This window comes from Deltaproteobacteria bacterium (assembly GCA_016874755.1).
Classification (GTDB): Bacteria; Desulfobacterota; Binatia; order UBA9968; family UBA9968; genus DP-20.
In genome coordinates this window covers 60,726-83,874 of sequence record VGTH01000003.1, presented here as the reverse complement: position 1 = coordinate 83,874, position 23,149 = coordinate 60,726, and the positions used below count along the sequence as shown (strand labels likewise).

The window sequence follows — 23,149 nt, the reverse complement described above, 5'->3', positions numbered from 1 at the left end:
GAACTCGTAACCCGAAACTATTTTAATACCCGAACCCGTATAGTCTCGCGCAATTATCCCACAGAAATTTCCGCTTCATCTGATCGCTGAAGGGCTGCTTTAGCAGGCTTTCGACGGCGTGGGGGTATTTCACGTCCAGATGCGGGTAGTCGGTTGAGAAGACGATATTATCTTCGAGGCCGAATTCTGGGATGAACTTGGCGACATGCTCGTCGCACTCCACGGCACCCCAGCACTGGCGCTGGAAATATTCCAAGGGCGTTAGCTTCATCTGCGGGTGCTCGGCGACGCCGGTCAACTCGCCGTATTCTTCCATACGCCAGAGCAGCCACGGCAGCCACGAACAGTTGCCTTCGAGATAGGCAACTTTCAATTTCGGAAAACGTTCCATGACGCCGCCGTAGATCATGTCCGCGCAGGTAAACATATTGGCCATCGGGAACGACAGGGTGTTGAACATGGCGAAGCTGGGTATCAATTCCGAGATCGCGGGTTGCGGCAGATAGACCCGGCCAGCTTCGTGGAAACCGATGGGGATGTTGAGCTTCTGACATTCTTCCCAAAGCGGATCGTAGTAGGGGTCGCTCCACATCTTGCCGTTGACGTGGTTCGGCCGCACCAGCACGCTCTTGAAGCCTAGTTCCTTGACGCACCGCCGAGTCTCTTCCACGGCGCTTGAAACGTCATGCGGCGCAATGATGCCGGCGCCGAACATGCGGTCCGGCGCGACTTTGCAGAAGTCGAACATCCAATCGTTGTACGCTTTGGCGATGGCCGCAGCGAGGTCGGGGTCGAGCCCATCGACGGCAAGGACGAACAGACCGCGGCTCGGGTAGAGAATCGCGATGTCGAGCCCTTCTTTGTCCATGGCGCGAACCTGCGCGACGTTGTCGAAGTCGCGCGCTTCTTCTTCCTGATAGCGGGTGTTGAGAATCTTTTCGCGCAAAGGCCGCAGTTCGGGATTGGGTCGCGGCGTTGGCTTCGGCATGATCTTGCCGTCCACCTGCACGCCGAGATCGCGCTTGTGTCGGTTCAAACCGATGGGCGCGCGGTCGAGATATTTCTTGTCAATATACCTCTGCCACAGATCGCAGGGCTCCATAACATGCATATCCGAATCCATCGCTTTGAAACCGTTTTTCATGGTTTTTCTCCTGGGGAAATCAATGCGTCAGCTCATCGAATAACAAAGGGGTGAGCGGGTGTCAATTTGATTGAGGACTATGAGTTGTCTCGCGCAAAGCCTGTCCTGAGCAAAGACGAAGGGGCGCAAAGCTCACAGGATTCGGAAATTCTCTTGATCCGCCCCAAACGTCCGCTGCGACACGCTGAATCAATTTCATCAGCTGCCAATCTAAGAAACCTCTTCGCGATCCAGCCCGGTCATTTGCAGCAGCGGGCGATCGGTGAACGAGAACAATATGGCCGGCTCGGTCTTCGACAAGTTCTTGTGCGCGTGCCAGCGCCAGGAGGGGACGGTGTAGCTATCGTGCTCGTCCCATTGCATTTCGGCCGCGTTGGTTTTGTCGACCATCGTGACGCCTTTACCCTGGACGCAGTGGTACATGTAGGTGCCGGTGTGGCGATGGAACTTGGTCTCTTGGCCGGGTTGGAGCATCTGCAAATAGCAAGTCATGGTGAGAAACGTGTGGCCGCCGTCGACCGGGTTTTTGTACTCGATGTAGAGGCCGTCGTAGGGGTCGTTCTGGCCTTGCTCGGCTAATTCTTTCATCGCTTCCAACGCTTCCGCCCATTTGTAGTGGTAGGGGACGCCGGCGGCGCCTTCGTAGTCGACCTGCGGTTTGCGCGCGGTGCCGAACAGGCGGCGTGCGGCGCCGTGGCCGCGTGTCAGCGGCTGCTGCTTTCCTTCGGCCCACTCTTCGCGAAAAATGTGGGCGTCGAGAAAATTCACCAGACCGGCGTCGAGAGCGTCGATCCAGATGATCGGTTCTTTAGAATTGTTGACGTGGTCGTGCCACACCCAGTTCGGTTGGATCAGCAAATCGCCAGGCTCCATCACCATGGGCTCGCCATTGGAAGTCGTATACGCGCCGCCGCCTTTGACGACGAAGCGCAGCGCCGTGTTGGTGTGACGGTGCGCCGCTGCAGCCTCGCCGGGAAGGACGATTTGAAAACCCATGGCGAGGGTTTTACTGCCGGTTTGCAAACCGACGTTGCGACGAAACGAATCAGGCCCAATGCGAATCACATCGGCGGCTTCGAGCAAGGCCGGGTAAACGTCTTTCCAGCGCCACAGTTTGGGCTCCATGCGTTCGTGATTGCGGTCGGCTTGCCAGTAGCCGCGTAAGCCTAGCTCGGCGAATTTTCGGTGTAGTTCGGTGCGGTCTTTGGGTTCATTAACAGCAGGTTTCGCCATGGCGACCTCCGTCGCGGTAGGGACAGGTCGCGACCTGTCCCTCCGTGAATTTTCTTTGGTTGTACCAAAACACTAGAACTCATCGCAAACAGACTTAGGACTGCTTTACAAGCAGAAGGGTTTCCAGCTATGACATGAGAAATATCTCCAATTTTAGGAGGCCACTTATGGTAACAGCGAAAGACGTTCAGGGCGTGATGGCGATGATGCCATCGTTCTCGACCAAAGATGCGGCCGCGCTGACTTCAAAAAATACGATCGATGTCGACAGTCTCAAAGCCGGCGTCGACAAGATGATCAACGACGGCATCGACGTGATCACGACCACCGGGAGTTTCGGCGAGTGCTACAACCTGAGCTGGGATGAATATAAAACCCTCGCCGCGGCTGCGGTCGACGCGGTGAAAAAGCGCGTGCCGCTGTTCATCGGTGCCACCAGCCCCAACGCCCGTGAAGTGGTCGAGCGGCTGAAGTTCGTCCAGGACATCGGCGGCGATGGCACACTGCTCGGTGTGCCGTACTACGACGCGCAGTCGCCGGAATACATGGCCGATTGGTACACGCAGATCAGTGAGATGTTTCCCAAGCTGGCTTTTTTGATCTACCACAATCCGGTCAACCACAAGGTCAAAATTCCGGTATCGGTTTTCCCTCAGCTCGTAAAGCGGCCGAACATCGTCGGCATGAAAGATAGCCACCGCGACACCCGCGAGTTTATTCGCCTCATGGACATCATCCGCGGTAAGATCAGCGTTATGACAAACCAGGCGCAGTTCGTGCCGTTCTATCGCATGGGTTCGGCAGGCTGCTGGTCGATCGACTCGTGGATGGGGCCATGGCCAGTGCTGCATCTGCGAAATCTGTGCCGCGACGGTAAGGATCAAGAAGCCATCGGCGTCATTGCTGAAATCATGGCTGCGGCCGGCGGCGAACGGCCCGGTGGCAACGAAGGTGCGACGGCGAAACTGCCGATCGAATTTGCCGGCTACGTGAACCCAGGTCCGGCGCGCACGCCGATCGTGAAGTTCTCGGACACGGCCATCGAGCGCGCGAAACAGAAGGCTGAGGGGTGGAAGGCTTTGTGCGCAAAGTATCGGCCGTTGGTGGAGGCGGCGAGAACCAAAGCCAAGGTGGCGTAAGAATCTCTTTCGAGTTTCGGGTTTTGCGTTTCGAGTTTGAACCCGAAACTCGGAACTCGAAACACGAAACGTTCCGGATGGGAGGTTAGCGTGGGGTCTGTTCCATTAATTCCCAAGCAAGCGGCTGTCGCCGTCGCCGACTTGGTCGACAACTGCGCCAAAGTAAAGCCCGGCATGAACGTGTTGTTGGTCGCAGCCAATGACGGCGTTTACGGCGGCGTGAATATCGTCGACTCTGAAGTCATCTCGTGGCTGCACTCGGCCATTGTCCAGCGCGGTGCCGATGCGACGGTGGTCTGGTGCGATATTCCCTATCGGCCGATGGTGTATTGGGGCGCCGGCGCCGATCCGGGCAAAGCCTGGCGTGTGCCGCCGATCGTCGCCGGCGCGATGAAGTCGGCGGACTGTATCATTAGCAACTCGGTGGATCTGACGTTTGAAGAAGAGCTGCGTGAGACGGCCGACATCCTCGAAGAGAACAACATAAATTACGCGCGAAATATGGCGACGACGGGTTCGCTGCTGACCAGCAACTGGGGATTGACGCCCTACGAGTTGGTTTCCGAGATTCGCAAGCAAGCCTGCGCGCTGGCCGTTCCCGGCGAGAAATGGGTGATGACCCATGCGAACGGCTCGCACATCGAAGGCTACGTCGTAAAGCCGCAAGACATGGACGATTACGCGCACTATCGCGACATCGGTGTTTACTGCCCGTTTCCCGAGGGCGTCTGGTCGTCGATACGGGCGCGTGACGCCGAGGGCGTCGGCATCATCAACGAGATCGGCGTGATCTGGGCGCGCCATATCGGCGTGCCGTGTCCGTTCAAGCAGCCGGTCAAAGTATTCATCGAAAAGGGTCAGATCAAAAAATTCGAAGGCGGCGCTGAAGCGGAAACGCTGACGCGCTTCTACCAATTCATCTCAAAATATTTGGGCGACGCCGCCTACGAAGTGCGCGGCTTCCACGGCGGCGTGCATCCCTCGGCGATCTTGGAACCGCACCAGTGCCCAAATGCGCCGTATCGACATTTCATCGAACATCACCACTGGAGCAGCTTTCATTTCCACATGGGCAATAGCCGGCGCAGCAAGACGTTTCCCTATCTGATGCACATCTCGGCAGAGCTGCGCGGCGGCGATTTGAAGATCGGCGACAAGTACGTTTACAAAGATGGCAGGATTACGACCGCTGATCATCCGAAGGTGCGGGCGATCGCTGAGAAATACAAAGACCGGCCGGGGCTGGAGCCGGAGAAATGGTTGCAGACGCCGCGGTGAGGCCTGAAGCGGTTTCGAGTTAAAGAATTCAAGGGATAGTGATTCGGAGGCTTGAGTAATGGCAAATAAGTATCGTCTTTTTTCCGGGGATTCGCATCTAGAAATTTCTCCTGAGCGCTGGACCAATCGAGTCCCTGCCAAGTATCGCGATCGGGCGCCGCGCTTGGTAAAGCTTGCCAATGGCGGCGATGGCATCATCATCGAAGGGCGGCCGATGTATGTTGTTGGGTTGGCGATCGCTGGCAAGCCCTACGAGCGACACGAGCTGCGCGGGGTTAGCTACGAGGGCTCGGAGGGTGCGGGGGCGCCGGAGCAGCGCTTGATGGAGCAGGAAAAAGACGGCGTCGACGGCGAGATTCTTTACACGTCGGCGACCAATCTGACTTTTTGGCGCGGTATTAAGAACGACGACGCCTATCTGTCGGTGATTCGCGCTTACAACGAATTTCTCGCCGAAGAATACTGCGCCGCAAATCGTGAGCGCTTGATTGCGCTTGGTGCGCTGCCGAGCCATTCAGTCGATGCTGCTATCAAGGAGCTGGAGTACTGCGCCAAAGCTGGGTTGAAGGGGATGATGCTCAACACCTTTCCCAGCGGCAAGTCGCATCCAACGCTTGAGGACGACCGCTTTTACCAGACGGCCATCGATCTCAAGATGCCGCTCTCCGTGCATGTGTCGATGCAGCTGCCCGACGGACCCTTGTTCAAGTATGAGAAAGATCCGGGTGAAGTTGCTTTTGGCGGCGACCCAATCCGTGTCTTGACCCGTTTCGGCGGCAACAGTGGTCTAAACGCGGTGCAGTTGCTGCTGTCGGGCGTTTTGGATCGCCTGCCGAAGCTGAAGATCTATTGGGCGGAAACGCAAATGGGCTGGTTGCCGTATTACTATGACCAACTCGATGACGTTTATAAGCGGAGCAAGTACTGGATGCAGCGTTACTTCGATTTGAAACCACTGGAGCGGCAACCGAGCGAATACTTCCGGGAACATTTCTATTGGGGCTTCATCTATGATCGGCTTGGTATTCGGCTGCGCTATGACATTGGCATCGACAAAGTCATGTGGGGCAACGATTTCCCGCACTCGGCCGGCGATTGGCCGAACTCGCGGAAAGTGATTGCCGATATGTTCTCGGGGGTGCCAGAGGATGAGAAGCAGAAGATGCTGGTCGATAACACGGTGAATTTCTTTCATTTGAATTAGGATTTACTCACCACGAAGCACACGAAGGACACGAAGTTCGGAGAAGATTTTTCTTTGCTCCCCCTTCGTGGCCTTCGTGGTGAAAACTTCTTATGTCTAAGAGTAATGCCAGCGACCTTCAGGAGCGAATTGCATCGCTGAACGCAAGCGTGCAGGCCCACTCCCTGCGCGGCGCCTGGGAGCGCGGGCGCGGGCCGGCGCGGCCCGATGAGATTTTGCCGGCCGTGTGGCGTTGGAGCGATATGGCGCCGCTGCTAACCGAAGCCGGCGAGCTGGCGCCGCTCGATGACGTCATGCGCATGCGCACGCTGCACATGACCAATTCCACCGACACGATTCCGCTCGGCGCGACGCGGACGTTTGCGGCGATGTTGCAGCATGTGAACGGGGGAGAAGTCACCGACTCGCACCGTCACACTGCGACCTCGGTCTACTTCATGATCCAAGGCGGCGGCCTCTATACGACGGCCGAAGGTGAGCAGCAGTTCATGGAGCCGGGCGATTTGCTGACCCAGCCCAGTTGGACTTGGCACGGCACAACCAACACGGGCAAAGATCCGGCGATCTGGTTTACGGCGATGGACTCGACCTTGATGCAGCTGCTCGATGTCTGGCAAAACGAACGCTTCCCTGACAGCTTTTCACAGCCGGTGACGAAGCCCGACGGTTACTACAAGAAGCGTTTAGGCGCGCTGCGGGCGAAAGGTGTGATTGATAACCCGGGTCCGTATCCGGTGCGCTATCGTTGGCAGGAATCGTTGGCACTACTAGAGGAACTCAACGCGGCAGGTGAAAGCGATCCCTATGATGGCGTAATTGCCGACTACGTCGATCCGCAAACCGGCGGATTTACCACGGCGTCGCTCCACTGCCGGATTCAGATGCTCCGCCCCAGCGAAGAAACCGAAAGCCATCGCCACAGCTGCAATACTGTTTATCACGTTGCGCGCGGCGCGGGCGTAACGAAGATCGGTAAGAGCAGGACGGACGGGAATGGGCTCGATTGGGCGGAGCGTGACTGCTTTAACGTGCCAACGAACTATTGGCACCGTTTCAAGAATAACTCGTCAAAAGATCCTGCGATTCTTTTTTCCGTGAGCGACCGGCCGCTATTCGAGGCGCTCAGATTGTACCGCGAAGAAGCTTAAGGTTTTCTCGCGCAAAGACGCAAAGGCCGCAAAGAAAAATACGTGTTTGAACTTTGCGTCCTTGGCGCCTTTGCGCGAGGCTCTCCTTATATCTTCACTTTTGTAAAAACCTTCAGCGGGTTTTTCTGGAAGATTTTCATCTTATCTTCCGCGCTCAAGAACGCCAGTTTGTCGATCACCGGGATCATGTCGTCAGACGGTTTGCCGGTATCCTTGCGCACGGCGCCGCCGGAGCCGGGGGACTCGGTGCCGAACAGCACCTGGTCGACGCCGCGCTGTTTGATCGCCGCCTCTAGATAATTTTCGTCGTAGACGCAGGAGTCGTAATATAAATTATTACTGGAATCGCCCTGACCGACGTGGTGGTCGTTGGGGATGAAGCGATGGAGCCCGCCGCCGCAGTGGCAGATCACGATCTTCAGTTTCGGGAACGTCTGAAAAACCTTGCTGTGCATGTAGAGATTCATCGCGACGAACTCTTCCAGATAATTGTTCATCTGATAGTTGGCAGGAATCACCTCCAGCCGTCGGTCGTAGGTGATTGACGGATGGACCATCAGCGGCACGTCCAACTGCACGGCTTTATCATAGAGCGGATGCCAATATTCTTCATGCACGCCGGGCGTCTGCTTGTCGCCCGCCGGGTCGGGATTTAAGTAGGCCCCGACAAAGTTAAGTTCCTTGATGCAGCGTTCGAACTCGGGCAAGCAGTTGCGCGTGTCTTTGTCGCGGCACTGCGGCAGCTGCGCCATGCCGCGGAAGCGGTCGGGGTGGAGTTTGACGATGCGCGCGATCACGTCGTTGGTCGTCCTGGCCCAGAACTCTTGCAAGAACGGCCGCATCCAGTGCCACATGGCGATCGGGCGCGGGCCGATCAACTGCACGTCGATGCCGCGGTCGTCCATGAATTTCAGATGACGCTGCTGCGCTGCTTCGAGCTGCTCATCGCTCATGTCGAGCTTGCGATTGGGCGTATTCTGCGAGACGCATTCGGCTAAGAATTGGCGGAACACCGCCGGGGTGGTCATGTGACCGTGCACGTCGACTGTTTTTTGTCCGTTGTACATTTTGCCTCCTTGAGATGATATCTCCGACTCTTAATCTTGCTCGGGCGCCGGCACTTGATGCTTCAAGTAAATTTCTTTTCTTTCCTTCGACGATTGCATCAGCGCCAAACAAACTTCCAAGGTCGCCATGCCCCAGGGGCCGGTGTGGCGGATCGGTTTGTCGAGCACCACGGCGTTGTAGAGCTCCATCAACTCGGCGCGGCGCGACGGACCGCCGCCGCCGACCAGCGGCACGTCTTTGGTGCCTTCGTCGCTGTGGACGAACAAGCCGTATTGCGATTGACGGATGTCGCCTTTTTCGCAGGTGGCAACGAGAATGCCGAGGTCGTTGGGCTGCCACGGCTTGGCTTTGCTGCGATCGCGAATTTCACCCTCGTTGGCGCCGCCGATGCGCATGGCGTCTTTGTCGGCGTTTTCGTTGCGCGTGCCGTCGAGCAAAGATTTGCGAATCTTGGCGCGCTCGGCTTCGCTGTAGCGGCTATTCTGGCCACCCCAGGGAACCAATTCCGACGCGAGAAAATAGCCGTAGCCGTTGTGCATCAAAGTTGCCGGTGTGCCGTCTTCGAATTCCATGAATCCCGAATAGTAGCCGGGGATCGGCCGGCCTTTGAACCAGCCTCCGGTGGCGCCGCGCACGCTGCGCACCAGACCGCCGCCGAGGAGCCGCAGGGTATCGATCTGGTGCGGCCCCTGGCGGTAGGGCACGCCGCCGCCTTGATTGATGTCCAATTCGTCCGCTGTGCGCGGCCGCAGCATCCAATCCGTGTAAGCCCAAACGTGCAGCGCGCAGAGGCGGCCCAGCTCGCCGGAGCGGATGATTCTACGCATCGTGCGAATATGCGGCCCAAAGCTCTGGGTATGACCGCACAGCAGTTTGATCTTGTTTTTGATCGATGCCTCGACCATCTGCTCGGCCTCTTGCAGTGAGATCGCCATCGGTTTCTCGACGACGACATGTTTGCCGGCGTTGGCGGCGATGATCGTGTGCGGCGCATGAAAGCGATTGGGCGTCGACACCCAGACCGCCTCGACGTCGGGGTCGGCGCAGAGCTTGTCGATGCTGTCGTAGGTCTTGGCGCCATACCGTTGTTGGAATGTCGCCATCACGCGCGGATTGACGTCCGCCGCCGCAACCAGCTCAAATTCCGGAATCTGTTCCATCGCCGGCAAAATTTCTGAGGCGCCGACGCCGAGGCCGACGATGCCGAGTCTCAGTCTTCGATTGGGAGTTGCCATGGGATTGCTTCTTTCGGTTGGAAGGTTTCTCTTGTTAGCAGGGGAGCGGTTTACGCGCAAGCCAAATTCCGACTTCCCCCTTTGGAAAAGCGGGATAGATGGGGATTTGAACGCAGCGCATTAGGAAAATCCCCCCTTGACCCCCTTTGTCAAAAGGGGGGGGGCGTCGGATCGCGTGACGAAGACTATAACTAAGTGACTTTGTAAAACTCAGCACAGTTGTCCCAGAGAATTTTCCGTTTGTCGAGGTCGCCGATTTTGAGCTCCAAGAAATTCTCCACTGCATGGGGATATTTGGAATCGCCATGCGGGTAATCCGTCGAGAAAACCAGACGCTCGGTGCCGATGTAATCGATAACATACTTTACGCCGGCTTCATCGGGTTCCACGGATACGAACACCTGGCGCTTGAAGTAATCGCTCGGTTTCATCGTCATTTCCGGCGCCCAGATATCGCCCTCGCGCTCCCAACCTTCGTCGAGGCGCCAGAGGAGCCACGGCAGCCAAGTGCAGTTGGCTTCGAGAAAAGCGACGCGCAAATTGGGATGGCGCGCCAAGACACCGCCGGCGCAAATGGCGACCAACCCTAACATCTGCTCCATGGGCTGGGCGACGGCGCGGCGCAGCATGAAGTTGGGCTCGAACCAGTCGCCGGTCTGACGCCCGGCGGAAGACGACGACTCATGAAAGCCCACGGGCACCGCCAACTCTTCGAGGGCGGACCAGAGTGGCTCGTAATAGGGATCGTGCCAGTTGCGTTCGTTCAAGATATTCGAGCGCATGAAGACGGCGCGAAAACCCAGCTCTGTTACGCAGCGGTGCGCTTCTTTGACGGCGTCGTCGATGTCAAACGTGGAGATCATGCCGGCGCCGAGCAGGCGCAGCGGATCCTTTTCGCAAAAGTCGTAGAGCCAGTTGTTATAGGCGCGCGCCAGAGCGGCGGCGAAATCGGCGTCCATCTGGGGTTCGCTAAGGACGTTTAACCCGCGCGTGGGATAGAGCACGGCAACGTCGATGCCTTCGACGTCCATCGCTTCGAGCTGCACTTCGGCCGTCCAACCACGCTCCGAGTGATCGCGATAGATGCCTTGGTTGCGATTGAAGTTGCGGCCACGGTTGGGGGCGCCGCTGCGCACGCCGTTGGATCGATACACGCCCCACGGGCGGCCGTCGGGATGGGCCATGCGCAGATCGCGGACGTTTTCGCTGGAGAGCCCGCGCGGCGCAATGGCCTTGAATTTGTCGTCAATGTAGCGGTCCCACAGGTCCACCGGCTCCATCAAGTGCATATCGCTGTCGAGCACCTTCATCCCATTCTTTGTCATGGCGGTCCCTCCTCGGGCGAACTCTATGATCGATATCGCAGTGCTCGCTTTTCTGTCAATGAATCTGTAGATTTGCATCGTCTAAGGAGCACCGTGAAGATCGGAACAATTGGGCGATACGCCGCGTTGGTGTTTTTTCTGTTGCTACCGGTGAGTCTGCTGGCCCAGGCCAAGGCCGCCGCCAAGGCCATTACCGTCTATCAGGACCCTGGCTGAGGATGTTGTTCGGCGTGGGTGGTCCACCTGCGTAACAACGGCTTCCAGGTCGATCGAAAGTTTTTGTCGGCGCGGGACCTGCTCAATTTCAAGGAAAAGCAGCGTATCCCGGAAAAACTGCAGTCGTGTCATACGGGGCTGATTGACGGCTACATCATCGAGGGGCATGTCCCGGCCGATCTCATCGACAAACTGCTCAAGGAGAAGCCGGCGGTGTTGGGGCTAGCTGTGCCGGGTATGCCGATCGGCTCGCCGGGGATGGAGGCCGGTAAGCCGGAGCCTTACAACGTGATGACGTTTGACAAGGATGGCAAGACGACGGTGTATGCGAAGAGATGAACAGGCATTGGGCAATAGGCAAGACAGATAAGGTCTGAGGCGCGAGTGGGAGATTACGGTATTGGAGTAGCGTAGTAATGGAGTGATGGGGATTCAAACAGCGATTCAACTGACGATAGGCTTGATGGTGTTGCTGGTGGCGCCAGCGCATTCGTTGGCGCAGGAGAAGAAGGCCTTTCGGATGGTCTTCGTAAGCCTGGCTTGGAATAGTGAAATTCCTTTTCGGGTCGCCATGGCGCGAGGGTTTTTCAAGCAGCAGGGGTTGACCGTCGAGCCGATTTTGATTCGTGGCGGGCCGGCGGCGATCTCAGCGTTGGTCGCCGGTGAAGTCGATTTCGCCAGCATCGGCGGTGCACAGGCGATCTTTCGCGCCAAGGCGCGCGGCCTCGATTTGTCGATCATCGGCTGCATCTCCGGCACGACCAATTACATCATGCTTGGCAACAAGCAGACGCGCACGGTGGAGGATCTCAAGGGCAAGCCGATCGGCATCACCGGCGCCGGCAGCTATTCCGAGTTTGCCGTCAAGGCTTTTTTGAGAAAGCACAACATAACCCCCGACAAAGAAGTGATTCTGCGCGCAATTGGCGGCACCGTGCTGCGGGCCGCGGCGATCGAGAAGGGCATCATCGCTGCCGCGCCGTTTCCCACCGAAGATGCGGTGCGGCTGATTCGCTCGGGCTATTCGGTGATCAGCAACATGAACGATTCGCTCGGCATTCCGCAAAATATTCTAGTGACGCGCAACGAGATGCTGGAGAAATATCCCGAGACCAGTAAGCGCATGCTCAAGGCGTATATTCAGGGCATGCAGATCGCCAAGTTCAACAAGCGCGAAGCGATCAAGGCCGGCTACGAAGCTGGGCTGCAGGGCGATCCCGATATCGTCAGCGCGGCTTGGGACCTCTACTCGCCCGGCCTGCAGGGTGATCTGTCGCTGGCGGTGCCAGGTATGCAACAAATGCTTGACGAAGATATCCGCACCGGGCTGGTCGACAAAAGCTTCACCTTGGACCGCGTCCTCAATGACCGTATCTTGAAGTTGGCGCAGCAGGAGCTGCGCGGCGAAGGACGGCTAAAACCATAACCGCTTGCTGTTAATCGATTTCATCCATGGCGATCAAGAAAATTGCAGTATTGGGCGCGGGCAACGGCGGTTGCGCTGCTGCCGCCGATTTGACGCTGCGCGGCTATGAAGTGCGGTTGTTTTCGCGCACGGAAGAAACTCTCAACCCAATCCGCAAGAAAGACGGCATCACGTTGGTGGAGAACGGCGAAGAAAAATTCGCTTCGCCGTTTTTCGTCAGCCCGCATCTGCCGCCGGTGATTGACGGCGTCGATCTGATCATTGTTTGTGCGCCGGCAGTGGCGCACGAGTATCTCGCCAACGGGTTAGCGCGCTATCTGCAAGATGGCCAGCGGATCATGCTCAACCCGGGCCACACCGGCGGCTCGCTGCATTTTGCCAACACCCTGCGTCACAGCGGCCTGCGAGCTAAGGTTAAACTTTGCGAGACCGTGACGCTGACCTACATTTGCCGCATGCCGCGGCCGGCGCGGGTGGAGATTTACCGGCGCACGACCCATTTGCGCTGTGCTGCGTTTCCGGGCTCGGATGGGTTCTCGCTCATGCCGGAAATCCAGGAAATTTATCCGAACATTGTCCGGGCTCAGGACGTCCTGGAGACGGGCTTCGCTAATATCAATGCGATCATGCATCCCGCCGGCATGCTCGGTAACGCCGGCTGGATTGAGAAAACCAAGGGCGATTTTCTCTACTACCGTGACGGAATCACGCCGGCAGTCGCCGCCTGGATTGAGAAAATCGACCAAGAGCGTTTGGACATCGTCAAACGGCTGGTGCTCGACCCCGTGCGCTTCGTCGATATCTTCTTTCAGTCTGGGCTGACCACCGAAGAGGCGCGCGCCAGCGGTTCGGTCTACCGGGCGATTCACGAGAGCGAGCCCAACCGCACGATCAAAGCGCCGCCGTCGCTGGACCATCGCTACATCAAGGAAGACGTCGGCTACGGATTGGTGCCCATGGCTGAGATCGGCCGGTCGCTCGGCGTCAAAACGCCGTTGATCGACGCTTTGATTACGCTGGCGTCGGTGATGCACGGCATCGACTATCGCAGCGAGGGGTTGACGCTCAAGAAAATGGGTCTCTCGACCGTGCGGCCGCGCGATTTGGGCAAGGTCATGCGGGAGGGTTTCTAATCATGCGAGTGGGTCTGTGTTTTGACGGGTTCTATTCGATTCAAGAAATGATCGAGCTCGCCAAGCTCGGCGACGACGTCGGCATGGAGTCGATCTGGATGTCGGATCACCTGTGCTTCCGCGACTCGCTGACCACGGCCATGGCGCTCTTGGCATCGACCAAGAAGATCAAAGTCGCCGCCGCCCCGGCTAGTCCTTACTCGCGTAATCCGATTATCACCGCGATGTCGATTGCGACCATGGACGAGTTCGCCCCCGGTCGCGTCATTGGCAGCCCCGGCACTGGCAACGCCGCGGCCCTCAAGGAAGCCGGCATGGAGTCGCCCCATCCGTTGAAGACCATGCGCGAGTATGTCGATATTCTGCGCCGCTATTTAAAGGGCGAAACCGTCAACTTTCAGGGCGAGACGTTCAAGATCAACGGCGCCAAGATGGGCTTCTTTCCGGCGGCGCCGATCAAGATGTATCTGACCGCGGTGCGGCCCTTGATGCTGCGTCTGGGCGGCGAGATCGGCGACGGCGTGCTGCTCTCGGCCGGCTGTGCTCCGGGTTATATCAAGAATTGCGCGGGTGAAATTGACAAGGGCGCGAAGAAAGCCGGCAAGTCGTTGGAAGATGTCGACGTCGCCGGCTTCGTCACGGCGTCGGTGAGCGACAACCAGCGCGAAGCCATCGAGGCGAGCAAGATGTTTCTCGCCTATATTTTTCGCAACGTGCATCATTTGCAAAATATTCGCCTCGGCGGCAACCAGATCGACCAGCCGGCGCTGGCGGCGGCGGTGGGGAAGCGCGACTGGGAGGCGGCAAAAAAGTTCATCACCGACGAGATTGTCTTTGCCCATGCGATCGCCGGCACGCCGGCGGAATGTCGGTCGCAGTTGGAGTCCTTCGTCAAAGGCGGCCTCGATCTGCCGGTGCTACTGCCGACGGGGACGCAGGAGGCGCGCAAGCAAGTGGTGCGCATGGCGCGGGAACTGGTGTCATAAGTGAAGAATGGCCGCAAAAAACGCAAAACACGCAAAAATTTATAGGGGGAGTCTATGGTGAATCATAAGCTGACTTTTGGGGTTGCGGTTGCGGTGTCACTTTTGTCGCTTCAGTCTGTTGGAGCCCAGCAAGTCAGCCTCGACGCCGCCAAAAAAGAAGGCAAAGTCTTTGTCTACGGCACCATCGTGCCGCAGGTGATGAAGCTGATCGCGGCCGGCTTCGAAGCCAAGTACGGCGTCAACATCGAATACTGGCGCGGCGATGCCACCAAGGTCATTGATCGGGTTCTCAGCGAGTGGCGCGCTGGCAAGCCGGGCTTTGACATGGTCATCGGCGCGCGTGGGCCGTTGTCACTGGGTAAGGCCGATGGAGTTTATGCCAAGTTTATTCCCGCGAGCGCGGAGAAGTTTCCCGCCAAGTTCAAAGATAAAGACGGCCAGCTGACGGCGTGGCGCGTTACGCCGGTGGGGATTCTTTACAACACTGAGCTAGTGAAAGCCGCCGACGTGCCGAAGTCGCTCGACGATCTGTTGGATCCCAAATGGCAGGGTAAGATTTCCATGCCCGACCCGTCGCGCCACGCGAGCACGGCGACTTATTTGTGGAACATGTCGCAATTCAAGGGTGACAAATGGATGGATTTTGTGCGCGCTTTGGCAAAGCAGAAGCCGCTGCTCGTTGAGTCCTATTCGAGCGTGCCGAATCAAGTTGTCCGCGGCGAAGCCGCACTCGGGATCAGCTACATACAGTACGTGCCGCAAACCAAAGGGCCGATTGGCTTTGCGCCAATCAACCAAATCTTAGCCGACCCGAGCGATAGTGCCCTCAGTGCCAAGGCGGCCAACCCCAATGCCGCGCGCTTCTTGATGGACTATCTCTGTTCGGCGGAAGGGCAGAAGAAGGTTGCCGAGACCCACGAGTTTGTTCTGGCTCCCGGTGTCTACCCCAATATCGCGGGCGCCGATCGCATCATGGCCAACATTCGCTTGCTCGAAGACCCTTCGGCAGAGCAGTTGCAAAAGTTGCAGAGCGACTTCCGCCAGCTTTTTGTCGCCAAATAGTATTGTAAAAAGCATCTTGACTTGACCGGTTGGGCTTTCTATAGCTTTTTTACCAGCAGGTCGTTAAGGAGGAGTATTGTGAAAGAAAGATTGCGGGTTGGTTGGATAGTCCTGGCGCTCGCCGTGGCCATGTTGATCGCGCCCGCGGCGCCGTTGTTCGCCCAGGCGGTCAACATCGATGCCGCAAAAAAAGAGGGTAAAGTCATCGTCTATGGCTCGGTGGTGCCCCAGGCGATGGACGATCTGCACAAGGGCTTCAAGGCCAAGTACGGCATCGATGTCGAGTACTGGCGCGGCGACTCCACCAAGGTTTCCGAGCGGGCGCTGGCCGAGTGGCGCGCCGGCCGGCCAGGTTTCGACGTGGTCGAAGCCAACCGCGGCGTGCAATTGATCATGAAATCCGAAGGATTGTTCGCTAAAAATATCCCGCCGTCGTCGGAGAAATTCCCTGCCGCCGTGCGCGAGAAAGATGGCCTGATCACGCCCTGGCGCGTGCTGCCGATCAGCATCCTCTACAATACCGAGTTGGTGAAGCCCGCGGATCTGCCAAAGACCTGGGACGACCTGCTGCATCCCAAATGGATGGGCAAGATTTGCATGCCCGATCCGACGCGCCACACCACCACGGCGCAGTTTCTTTGGAATCTCGATACTTTCAAGAAAGACAAATGGCTCGACTACGTCAAAGCCCTAGCCAAGCAAAAGCCGATCTTCGTCGAATCGCTGGCGCCGGTCACCAACAAGGTCATTCAGGGCGAAGCCCATCTCGGTATCACCTACGTCAAGTACGTTAAACAGTACAAAGGACCGGTGCACTATGTGCTGATGGATAAGCATCTTGCCGATCCGAACTACATCAGCATTGGCGCCAAGGCCAATCATCCCAATGCGGCGCGCCTCTACGCTGAGTACGCGACTTCGGTGGAAGGGCAAAAGCACATCGCTGAGGACGGCGAATTCGTTTTCGCCCCCGGTGTGCTGCCGCCGATCAAGGATGCCGATAAAGTCCAGCCCAATATCATTGTGATGGACAACCCGACGGCCGATGAGTTTAAGAAGCTGCAGACGGTGACCTTCCGCGAGATCTTCTTCGCCAAGTAGCGGTTTGTGATTTCTCCAGCAAGGGCGCGCGTGCAAAGAGGGCTGGCCAATGGCTAGCCCTCGGCGCATTTGTGGCGGGTGAAACATTGCTGAAGAACAGGAGCACGGAGCCGTGATGACTCGGGTTTTCGGTGCGTTTAAACGCGACCCGCTATTGGCGGTGGTGGTCGTCGTCGGCGTGATCATCGCCTACTTGAGTTTGTCGCCCACGCTGATGCTGTTTTACGGCAGCTTTCGCAGCAAGCCCCTCGGCGTGGCCGGCGAGTTTACGCTGGCACACTACATTAGTGCCTACACGGACCCGCTCACCTATCGGCTCCTATGGAATTCTTTCATTTTTGCCGCCGGCTCGGCGCTGTTGGCGACCGCGCTGGCTGCGACCTTGGCATGGATCTCGATCCGCACCAATGCGCCGTTTAGAAAACTCTTCGAGCTGACGGCGATCGTGCCGAATATTTTCCCGCCGGTGATGCTGGCGGTGTCTTGGACGATTCTCCTGAGTCCGCGCACCGGGCTGATCAACCGTTTCTTGATGGAGGTATTCAATCTGAGCGCAGCGCCGCTCGACGTCTATTCGATGTGGGGCATGATTTACGTCGAGGCGTTGATCACCACGCCGCTGGCGTTTCTGATGGTTTCTGCCTCGCTCTACTCCATGGACCCATCGCTGGAGGAGTCGGCGCGCACCGCCGGCTCAAGCAACTTTCAAGTTGCTTGGCGGATTACCCTGCCGATCGTCCGTCCGGCCTTGCTGGCCTCGGCGACGTTGAACTTCGTGCGCGCCATCGAAAGCTTCGACACGCCGGCGATCATCGCCTTGCCGGCGCGCATCGAAGTGTTTACCACCAAGATCTACCGCGAAGCGGTCGGCGCTTTTCCGCCGAACCAAAATCTCGCCGCCACCTACGGTGTGTCGCTGTTGCTCATCACCATGGCGTTTGTCTTTATCTATCGGCAGATGACCAAGCGTTCGGAGCGCTATGTCACGGTGACGGGGCGGGGTTATCGGCCGAGTATCATCGATCTTGGCCCGTGGCGCTACGCGGCCAGCGCGGTGGCGGGGATCATTCTGGTCCTGATCGTTGTCTTGCCGTTCTTGGTTTTGATCTACGCGTCGTTTGTCAGCTATCTCCATGTGCCGGGCGCCAAGACACTGGAGCTTTTGACCCTGGACCATTATCGCGCCAACCTGGGCGATGGCCGCACCTATCGCGCACTGCAGAACAGCCTGTTTCTGGCGATTGTTGGAGCGACCCTATGCATGTTGCTGGCGTCGTTGACGGCTTGGATTACGACCAAGTCTCGGTCCGCCGCCCGCGGCCTGATCGAAGCGCTGACCTTCATACCATGGGCATTTCCCGGCACAGCGCTGGCGATCGGCCTGCTTTGGACCTACGTCTATGTGCCGCTGCCGATCTACGGCACCATCTGGATTCTGTTGATCGGCTACATCACACGCTTTCTTCCCTATGGCCTGCGCACGATGACGAGCACGACGGTGCAGATTCACAACGACTTGCAAGAAGCCTCAAACGCCTGCGGGGCCAACTTCATGACTACGTTCCGGCGGATTTTGCTGCCGCTCCTGCGGCCGGGGTTTATCGCCGGTTGGATATTGCTGGCGACCATCTACCTGCGCGAGTTTAGCACCTCGATATTTCTCTACTCGCCGGGCGCCGAGCCGTTGGGACCTTTGCTCTATCACTTCTACGTCGACGGCAACCTGGGGCCGATGTGCGCGCTGGCGCTTTTGGTGAGCTTGGTTTGCATTGCGCTGATTTTGGCAGCGCGCAAGATTGGCAAAGTCGATGAATTTGGCGGACACTAGAGACAGGCAAGGGGCAACAGGCAACAGTCAGAAGAGTTTCGAGGCTTGAGTTATGGAAGCGGCAACAGTCAAGAAATTAATAGATCTGAACCTTTCTTACGATGAGGTGAAGCGGATACTCGTCAGGTTGGCGCAATTCGCCAGCCCGCAGACTGCGCTGCTCGAAGCCGAGCCGCAGGTGTTGGCGTTGATTCGCGATCTGGTCAAGCCCGAGTTGGAACAGTCGGGTTTTCATCCGGCCGTCGACGCGATGGGCAATTTAGTTTTGCATCTCAAAGGACGCGAGAAGCGCGACCGCTTGATGCTCGTTGGCTACGCCATGAACGCGGCACCGAGCACGATGAAAAATCCCTATTCCGGCGAGATTGTCGATGGCGCGCCGTACAAGTTGGACGGCGAATGCGTCTGGGGCCGCGGCACCTGCGAGCAGAAAGGCAGTCTCGCGGCGATGATGGCGGCGATCAAAATGATCGGCTCAGTCAAAGCCGAACTGCCGAGCGATCTGTATTTCGTCGTCAGCACGGCGGGGGAGACCGGCAAGCACGATTCGCTCGCCTATGTGCTCGATCACGGCAACGTCGAAGCCGACTGGTGCATCATCGACGGCCCGCCGGAGATTCAGCTGGGCAACAAAGGGCGCGTCGATGTGTTGGTGGTCGTTAAAGGCAAACAAGCACATAGCAGCCGGCCCTGGGAAGGCGTCAATGCCATCGAAGGGGCGATGAAAGTGTTAGAGAAGCTGAAACCGTTGATGCCCTTTCCGGAAACCAAGGCCCATGCCGATCTCGGCAAAGTCAGTCTCACCACCAACGCCATCGAAAGCTTCCCGAAAGCGACCCACACGATTCAAAGCGAGTGCCGCATCATGTTCGATCGCCGGCTGCTGCCCGGCGACGATCCGAAAAAAGCGATTCAGCAAATGGTCGATGCCATCGGCCAGATCGAGCCCTATGAGATTAAAGTCCAGCCGCGCGATTTCATGTACCCCAGCGAAGTCAGCAAAGACGCCGAAGTCGTGCAGGCGCTAGAGCAGGGGATACGGACCATGCTCGGGCAACAGCCGCAGATGAGTTTTTCGACCGCGGCCAACGATACCGGGCTATTTAATTTTAGGGGAATTCAGGCGATCAACTACGGCGCGCGCGACATCCGCTTTCAGCACACCGACCACGATCTGGTCTCAATGAATAAAGTCTTCGATGCGGCGAAGGTGTTCGCGTTTATGGCGCTGCACAGATAAACGGCTAAGCCGAGAGAGCGCAGAAGTTATCGCGCTTCGTGCTTGCGCAGCATTCTCAAATAGTATTCCCACAAATTAAACATCGCATCGGGGCGAAAAACCCGTTTGCGCTTGAGCAGGGCATCGGCGTCTGTCGCCCAGGTAAAGCCGCCCATCGACGCCGCTTTTACTTGCGTCTGTGCGCTATGTTCGAGCAACACGCCGTAGATGCAGGCCTCTTCCACCGACGGGCCACCGATGACGATGCCGTGATTGCGCAAAAGAACGATGTTGTGCTGGCCGAGCAGTTTTGCCACCGCTTTGCCTTGGTCTTCGCTGACGATCAGGTCCGAAGACTCTTCGTATTTTTGAATCGGCGGCGGGTAGAAGGCACAGCTTAAATTGGTAATCGGCAACAGCGTCATTTCCGACGACGCGATCAACGTCGAATAGGTCGGATGGGTGTGGATCACGCAGCGAACTTGCGGATTAGCGCGGTAGATTTCGCTGTGAATGGGAAACTCGTTGTGGCGCTTGCGCTTGCCGGCCAGGGTCTTGCCGTCGTAGTCGATCAGCACGAGATCTTCTTCGGTGCATTCTTCCAGGCCGATACCGGAGCCCTTGATCCAATATTCGTTAGGCTTGTCGGTGAGCGCCGAGGCATGACCGTAGATCATGTCGTTGTGGCCTTGCATGGCCAGGATACGGCAGGCGAGCGCGAGTTTTTCTTTGACGGTCATAGCCATCGCTTAAGATATCTCACCGGCGGCGCTTGTTGCTGCCGAAGACGTTGCGCGGGTGGTTGATCACTTCGTGTTGCACCGCCGGATGGCGCCTCAAAAATTTCTTCAAGTCTTCGTGTTTGTCGAGATATTTGCGATTGCCCGCCAGGCGGGGATTGGCCTGAAGCTCGGTCGACACTCTCGGATGATCGCGCAAGAATGCGTGAAAGGATTGAATCTCCGCTTTCATCTGCCGCTTGGTTACAGCCATGCCGCCGCCGGCGCTCAATCCCAGCGCGAGCAGCAATGCCACCAGCCCAGAACCGCACTTCAACAAAAATCGTCTCATCTTCTCCTCCGCAGCTACAACTTTCGACTCAGGTTCCAAAACTCAGATTTGCGCCGTGGGTCAGCGCAAGATCGAACAGGCCGGCTTGAGAGCCATCGCTTAGAAACGTGGCGGAGTAGGGCGACGGCCCATACTCCCGCATCCAATGCACCAACGGACTTGCCGGGTCCACGGGCATGACAAATTCAAGATGATGCGTGCCGACCGTGAACTGTACCCCTTTGGCGCCGAGCATGTCGTCGTCGAAGGGCACGCCGTCGAAGCCTAAGAGCGTATGATACCACTGCTCGACCTTGGACAACTCGCCGACGGCGACGGTCAGCGTGCCGATGCCGGCGGCGCCATTTTTGTGATTGAACTCTTGCGGAATGCGCTCGTTGCGCGGTGTCACGTCTTCGATCAGAAACGGCGCCACCCCCCGATGACTGCCGGTTGCCAGGGAGAGGAGCCATTTCAATTCGAATCCATCGGGCCGTTTGCGCGACCACGGCACCGGGTCGTTGATGGCGACGCCGGCTTGGCGCAGCGTGGTGGTATCGCGGCGCAGGTCGTCGGTCTGTAGGCAATAGTCGACTAGGCGCTCGCCCTTTTCCAACGGGTCCCACCAGCGATGGTCGACCGCTTCGCGATAAAAAGCGATGATCTCGAGATAGGAACCGTCGGCAAACGAGATCAGCGAGTTATGACTGCCCACTGGGTGCTGGCCGCCCGGCACCACGGTGAAGCCCAACTGCTTGAAGTCATTGGTCGCTTGGGCGAGGTCTTTGACGACGATGACCAGATGATCGATGCCGAGAATCACGAATGTTTAGAATGATGGAGTGCTGGAGCATTGGAGTGTTGGGACAAATTCTTGAACCCATTACTCCAGTATTCCATCACTCTATCCACTCCCCCTTCTTAAACGAATGCCGGCGCCACTTCTTCGAGAAAACGTTTCAGTTGGCCGGTCTGATCCCACGACGTCATGCGCAGCGTAATATGCTCGATGCCGGCGGCAAAGTAGGCTTTGAGCTCTTCGATGCACTGCTTCGGCGTGCCCGCCGTGGTGAAGCCTTCGACGAACTTCATGCTGAAATTGGAAGTATAGTATTTGTCGAGAAAAGCTTTGCTCTCGTCCAAGGCGACCTTGCGGTCTTCTTTAATGTTGATGTTGTGGTAGAGCGAGGTGCCGATCTTGGCCGGGTCGCGGCCTTCCTCCTTGGCCATGGCTTGAATGCGCGTCCACTGCGATTTGAATTCCTCCGGCGTCACTTTGTTGGTCATCCAACCGTCGGCGAATCTCGCCACGCGGCGCAGCCCTTTTTCGACGGCCGGCGATGGCGCGCTGGCGCCGTCTTTCCAAGTGAGGCCCGTGGGGTTGCTGGCGATCCAGATCGGCAGCGGGTTCTGCACCGGCCGCGGTTGAATCGTTACGCCTTCGAATTCATAAAACTTGCCCTTGTACGATGTCTTCTCTTCGTGGAAGAGCTTGCGCAGAATCGTGATGCCTTCTTCGAGCCGGGCGACGCGCTCGGTGTCTTTGATACCCATGACTTTGTGTTCCAGCGCCTGCGCCGGGCTTTGTTCGTTGGGGCCGCCGAGGCAAACGGCTAACCAGGAGCGGCCGCCGGAAATCACATCGAGGCTGGCCCACTGCTGCGCCAGTAGCGCCGGATGGCGATGCGGAAAAGTTGCCATGCAGCCAACGGCAAGCTGCACTTTCTTAGTCACCGCGGCGAGCGCTGAAAGCAGCGCGATCGATTCAAGCCGCGGTTTGGCAAGCAGGCTGTCGCCCACCCACACGGCTGAAAACGCGCCGGAGTCTTCGCCGCGCTTGGCCATGTCAAACAGTTCGGGGACCGTGACGGCGCCGATGATCACGCCGCGGTTCGCCAATGTCAGCCCAAAGGAAGCCATACAGATCCTCTTCTCGATGTCGCTTCGACAAGCGATTTTATAGCACAGCAAGTTTTGGGATGCGAAGGAACAACGGGTGCTAGGTTAGTTACCGCGTCGACGCAGGGTGCGCTTATTTAATCGCTGGAAGCTTTGCTGGTTCACTGAAATCGGTTTTGTGGCTGGCTATTTGTTGTTTGCATGAACGTCCGAGGCGGTTGCCAACTCGGCATCCTCCCGAGCGATCGCGCTTGACCTCAGGTCGCGCACGGTGAGCACCGCGACGATGGCCGTGACTATCGTGAGAATCAACAAAATGGGCCCGGTCCGTTGGCCAACGCGCGAATCCATGAATTCTTGAATCGCCTCTACGGTTGAAAGGATAGCGGTTTGGAGTGAAGTACTGTTGCTCTGGCTCATGGTGTGATCTGTTTCCGATGTCGCTACCGCTTGGG

21 protein-coding genes are annotated in these 23,149 nt (G+C 57.6%); 12 read left to right on the top strand and 9 right to left on the bottom strand.

Annotated elements, in window-relative coordinates; translation table 11 throughout:
* Positions 1-22: 22 nt before the first annotated feature.
* A complete protein-coding gene (locus FJ145_02690) occupies positions 23-1,144 on the bottom strand; it encodes an amidohydrolase (GenBank protein MBM4260327.1) in 1,122 nt (373 codons plus the stop codon).
* A 210-nt stretch (positions 1,145-1,354) separates the two neighbouring features.
* Positions 1,355-2,377 carry a cupin domain-containing protein gene (locus FJ145_02685; protein MBM4260326.1) on the bottom strand — a complete coding sequence of 341 codons (1,023 nt, stop codon included), beginning with the start codon at positions 2,375-2,377 and terminating at the stop codon, positions 1,355-1,357.
* Positions 2,378-2,511: 134 nt separating this feature from the next.
* Between FJ145_02685 and FJ145_02680 the strand changes: the two genes are divergently transcribed.
* The 4 genes from FJ145_02680 (at position 2,512) to FJ145_02665 (ending at position 7,146) form a co-directional block, all read left to right on the top strand.
* Positions 2,512-3,516: a hypothetical protein gene (locus FJ145_02680; GenBank protein ID MBM4260325.1), complete on the top strand. Its 1,005-nt coding sequence runs from the start codon at positions 2,512-2,514 to the stop codon at positions 3,514-3,516.
* Between the two features lie 90 nt (positions 3,517-3,606).
* A complete protein-coding gene (locus tag FJ145_02675) occupies positions 3,607-4,794 on the top strand; it encodes a hypothetical protein (GenBank protein MBM4260324.1) in 1,188 nt (395 codons plus the stop codon).
* 58 nt (positions 4,795-4,852) lie between these two features.
* Complete coding sequence (locus FJ145_02670) at positions 4,853-5,998, top strand: amidohydrolase (GenBank protein MBM4260323.1); 1,146 nt, start codon at positions 4,853-4,855, stop codon at positions 5,996-5,998.
* A 92-nt stretch (positions 5,999-6,090) separates the two neighbouring features.
* Positions 6,091-7,146: a cupin domain-containing protein gene (locus tag FJ145_02665; protein MBM4260322.1), complete on the top strand. Its 1,056-nt coding sequence runs from the start codon at positions 6,091-6,093 to the stop codon at positions 7,144-7,146.
* 86 nt (positions 7,147-7,232) lie between these two features.
* On the opposite strand, the gene FJ145_02660 is transcribed toward FJ145_02665, so the two are convergent.
* The 3 genes from FJ145_02660 to FJ145_02650 all read right to left on the bottom strand — a co-directional run bounded on the left by FJ145_02660 (position 7,233) and on the right by FJ145_02650 (position 10,852).
* Entirely contained in the window at positions 7,233-8,213 is a 981-nt protein-coding gene (locus tag FJ145_02660; GenBank protein ID MBM4260321.1) for an amidohydrolase, read from the bottom strand.
* Positions 8,214-8,243: 30 nt separating this feature from the next.
* The gene (locus tag FJ145_02655; GenBank protein MBM4260320.1) at positions 8,244-9,449 is read right to left on the bottom strand and encodes a Gfo/Idh/MocA family oxidoreductase; all 1,206 of its coding nucleotides are present in this window, start codon (positions 9,447-9,449) and stop codon (positions 8,244-8,246) included.
* Between the two features lie 191 nt (positions 9,450-9,640).
* Positions 9,641-10,852 (bottom strand): amidohydrolase, encoded by a 1,212-nt coding sequence (locus tag FJ145_02650; protein ID MBM4260319.1) that lies wholly within the window; start codon positions 10,850-10,852, stop codon positions 9,641-9,643.
* A 156-nt stretch (positions 10,853-11,008) separates the two neighbouring features.
* On the opposite strand from FJ145_02650, the gene FJ145_02645 reads away from it, so the two are divergent.
* The 8 genes from FJ145_02645 to FJ145_02610 all read left to right on the top strand — a co-directional run bounded on the left by FJ145_02645 (position 11,009) and on the right by FJ145_02610 (position 19,766).
* Positions 11,009-11,329 (top strand): CopG family transcriptional regulator, encoded by a 321-nt coding sequence (locus FJ145_02645; GenBank protein ID MBM4260318.1) that lies wholly within the window; start codon positions 11,009-11,011, stop codon positions 11,327-11,329.
* A gap of 85 nt (positions 11,330-11,414) precedes the next feature.
* Positions 11,415-12,416: an ABC transporter substrate-binding protein gene (locus FJ145_02640; GenBank protein MBM4260317.1), complete on the top strand. Its 1,002-nt coding sequence runs from the start codon at positions 11,415-11,417 to the stop codon at positions 12,414-12,416.
* A gap of 26 nt (positions 12,417-12,442) precedes the next feature.
* Positions 12,443-13,549, top strand: a complete 1,107-nt coding sequence (locus tag FJ145_02635) for an NADP transhydrogenase subunit alpha (GenBank protein MBM4260316.1) — start codon at positions 12,443-12,445, stop codon at positions 13,547-13,549.
* A 2-nt stretch (positions 13,550-13,551) separates the two neighbouring features.
* On the top strand, positions 13,552-14,535 hold the full coding sequence (locus FJ145_02630; protein ID MBM4260315.1) for an LLM class flavin-dependent oxidoreductase: 984 nt from the start codon (positions 13,552-13,554) through the stop codon (positions 14,533-14,535).
* Positions 14,536-14,589: 54 nt separating this feature from the next.
* A complete protein-coding gene (locus tag FJ145_02625) occupies positions 14,590-15,597 on the top strand; it encodes an extracellular solute-binding protein (GenBank protein MBM4260314.1) in 1,008 nt (335 codons plus the stop codon).
* A gap of 78 nt (positions 15,598-15,675) precedes the next feature.
* Entirely contained in the window at positions 15,676-16,698 is a 1,023-nt protein-coding gene (locus FJ145_02620) for an extracellular solute-binding protein (protein MBM4260313.1), read from the top strand.
* A gap of 112 nt (positions 16,699-16,810) precedes the next feature.
* Complete coding sequence (locus tag FJ145_02615; GenBank protein ID MBM4260312.1) at positions 16,811-18,526, top strand: iron ABC transporter permease; 1,716 nt, start codon at positions 16,811-16,813, stop codon at positions 18,524-18,526.
* Between the two features lie 52 nt (positions 18,527-18,578).
* Entirely contained in the window at positions 18,579-19,766 is a 1,188-nt protein-coding gene (locus FJ145_02610; GenBank protein ID MBM4260311.1) for a M20/M25/M40 family metallo-hydrolase, read from the top strand.
* Between the two features lie 26 nt (positions 19,767-19,792).
* On the opposite strand, the gene FJ145_02605 is transcribed toward FJ145_02610, so the two are convergent.
* The 4 genes from FJ145_02605 to FJ145_02590 all read right to left on the bottom strand — a co-directional run bounded on the left by FJ145_02605 (position 19,793) and on the right by FJ145_02590 (position 22,715).
* Positions 19,793-20,491, bottom strand: coding sequence for a class II aldolase/adducin family protein (locus FJ145_02605; GenBank protein MBM4260310.1), 699 nt, complete (start codon positions 20,489-20,491; stop codon positions 19,793-19,795).
* Between the two features lie 13 nt (positions 20,492-20,504).
* Positions 20,505-20,816, bottom strand: a complete 312-nt coding sequence (locus tag FJ145_02600; GenBank protein MBM4260309.1) for a hypothetical protein — start codon at positions 20,814-20,816, stop codon at positions 20,505-20,507.
* 28 nt (positions 20,817-20,844) lie between these two features.
* Entirely contained in the window at positions 20,845-21,618 is a 774-nt protein-coding gene (locus tag FJ145_02595) for a VOC family protein (protein MBM4260308.1), read from the bottom strand.
* A gap of 98 nt (positions 21,619-21,716) precedes the next feature.
* The gene (locus FJ145_02590; protein ID MBM4260307.1) at positions 21,717-22,715 is read right to left on the bottom strand and encodes an LLM class flavin-dependent oxidoreductase; all 999 of its coding nucleotides are present in this window, start codon (positions 22,713-22,715) and stop codon (positions 21,717-21,719) included.
* Positions 22,716-23,149 lie beyond the last annotated feature (434 nt).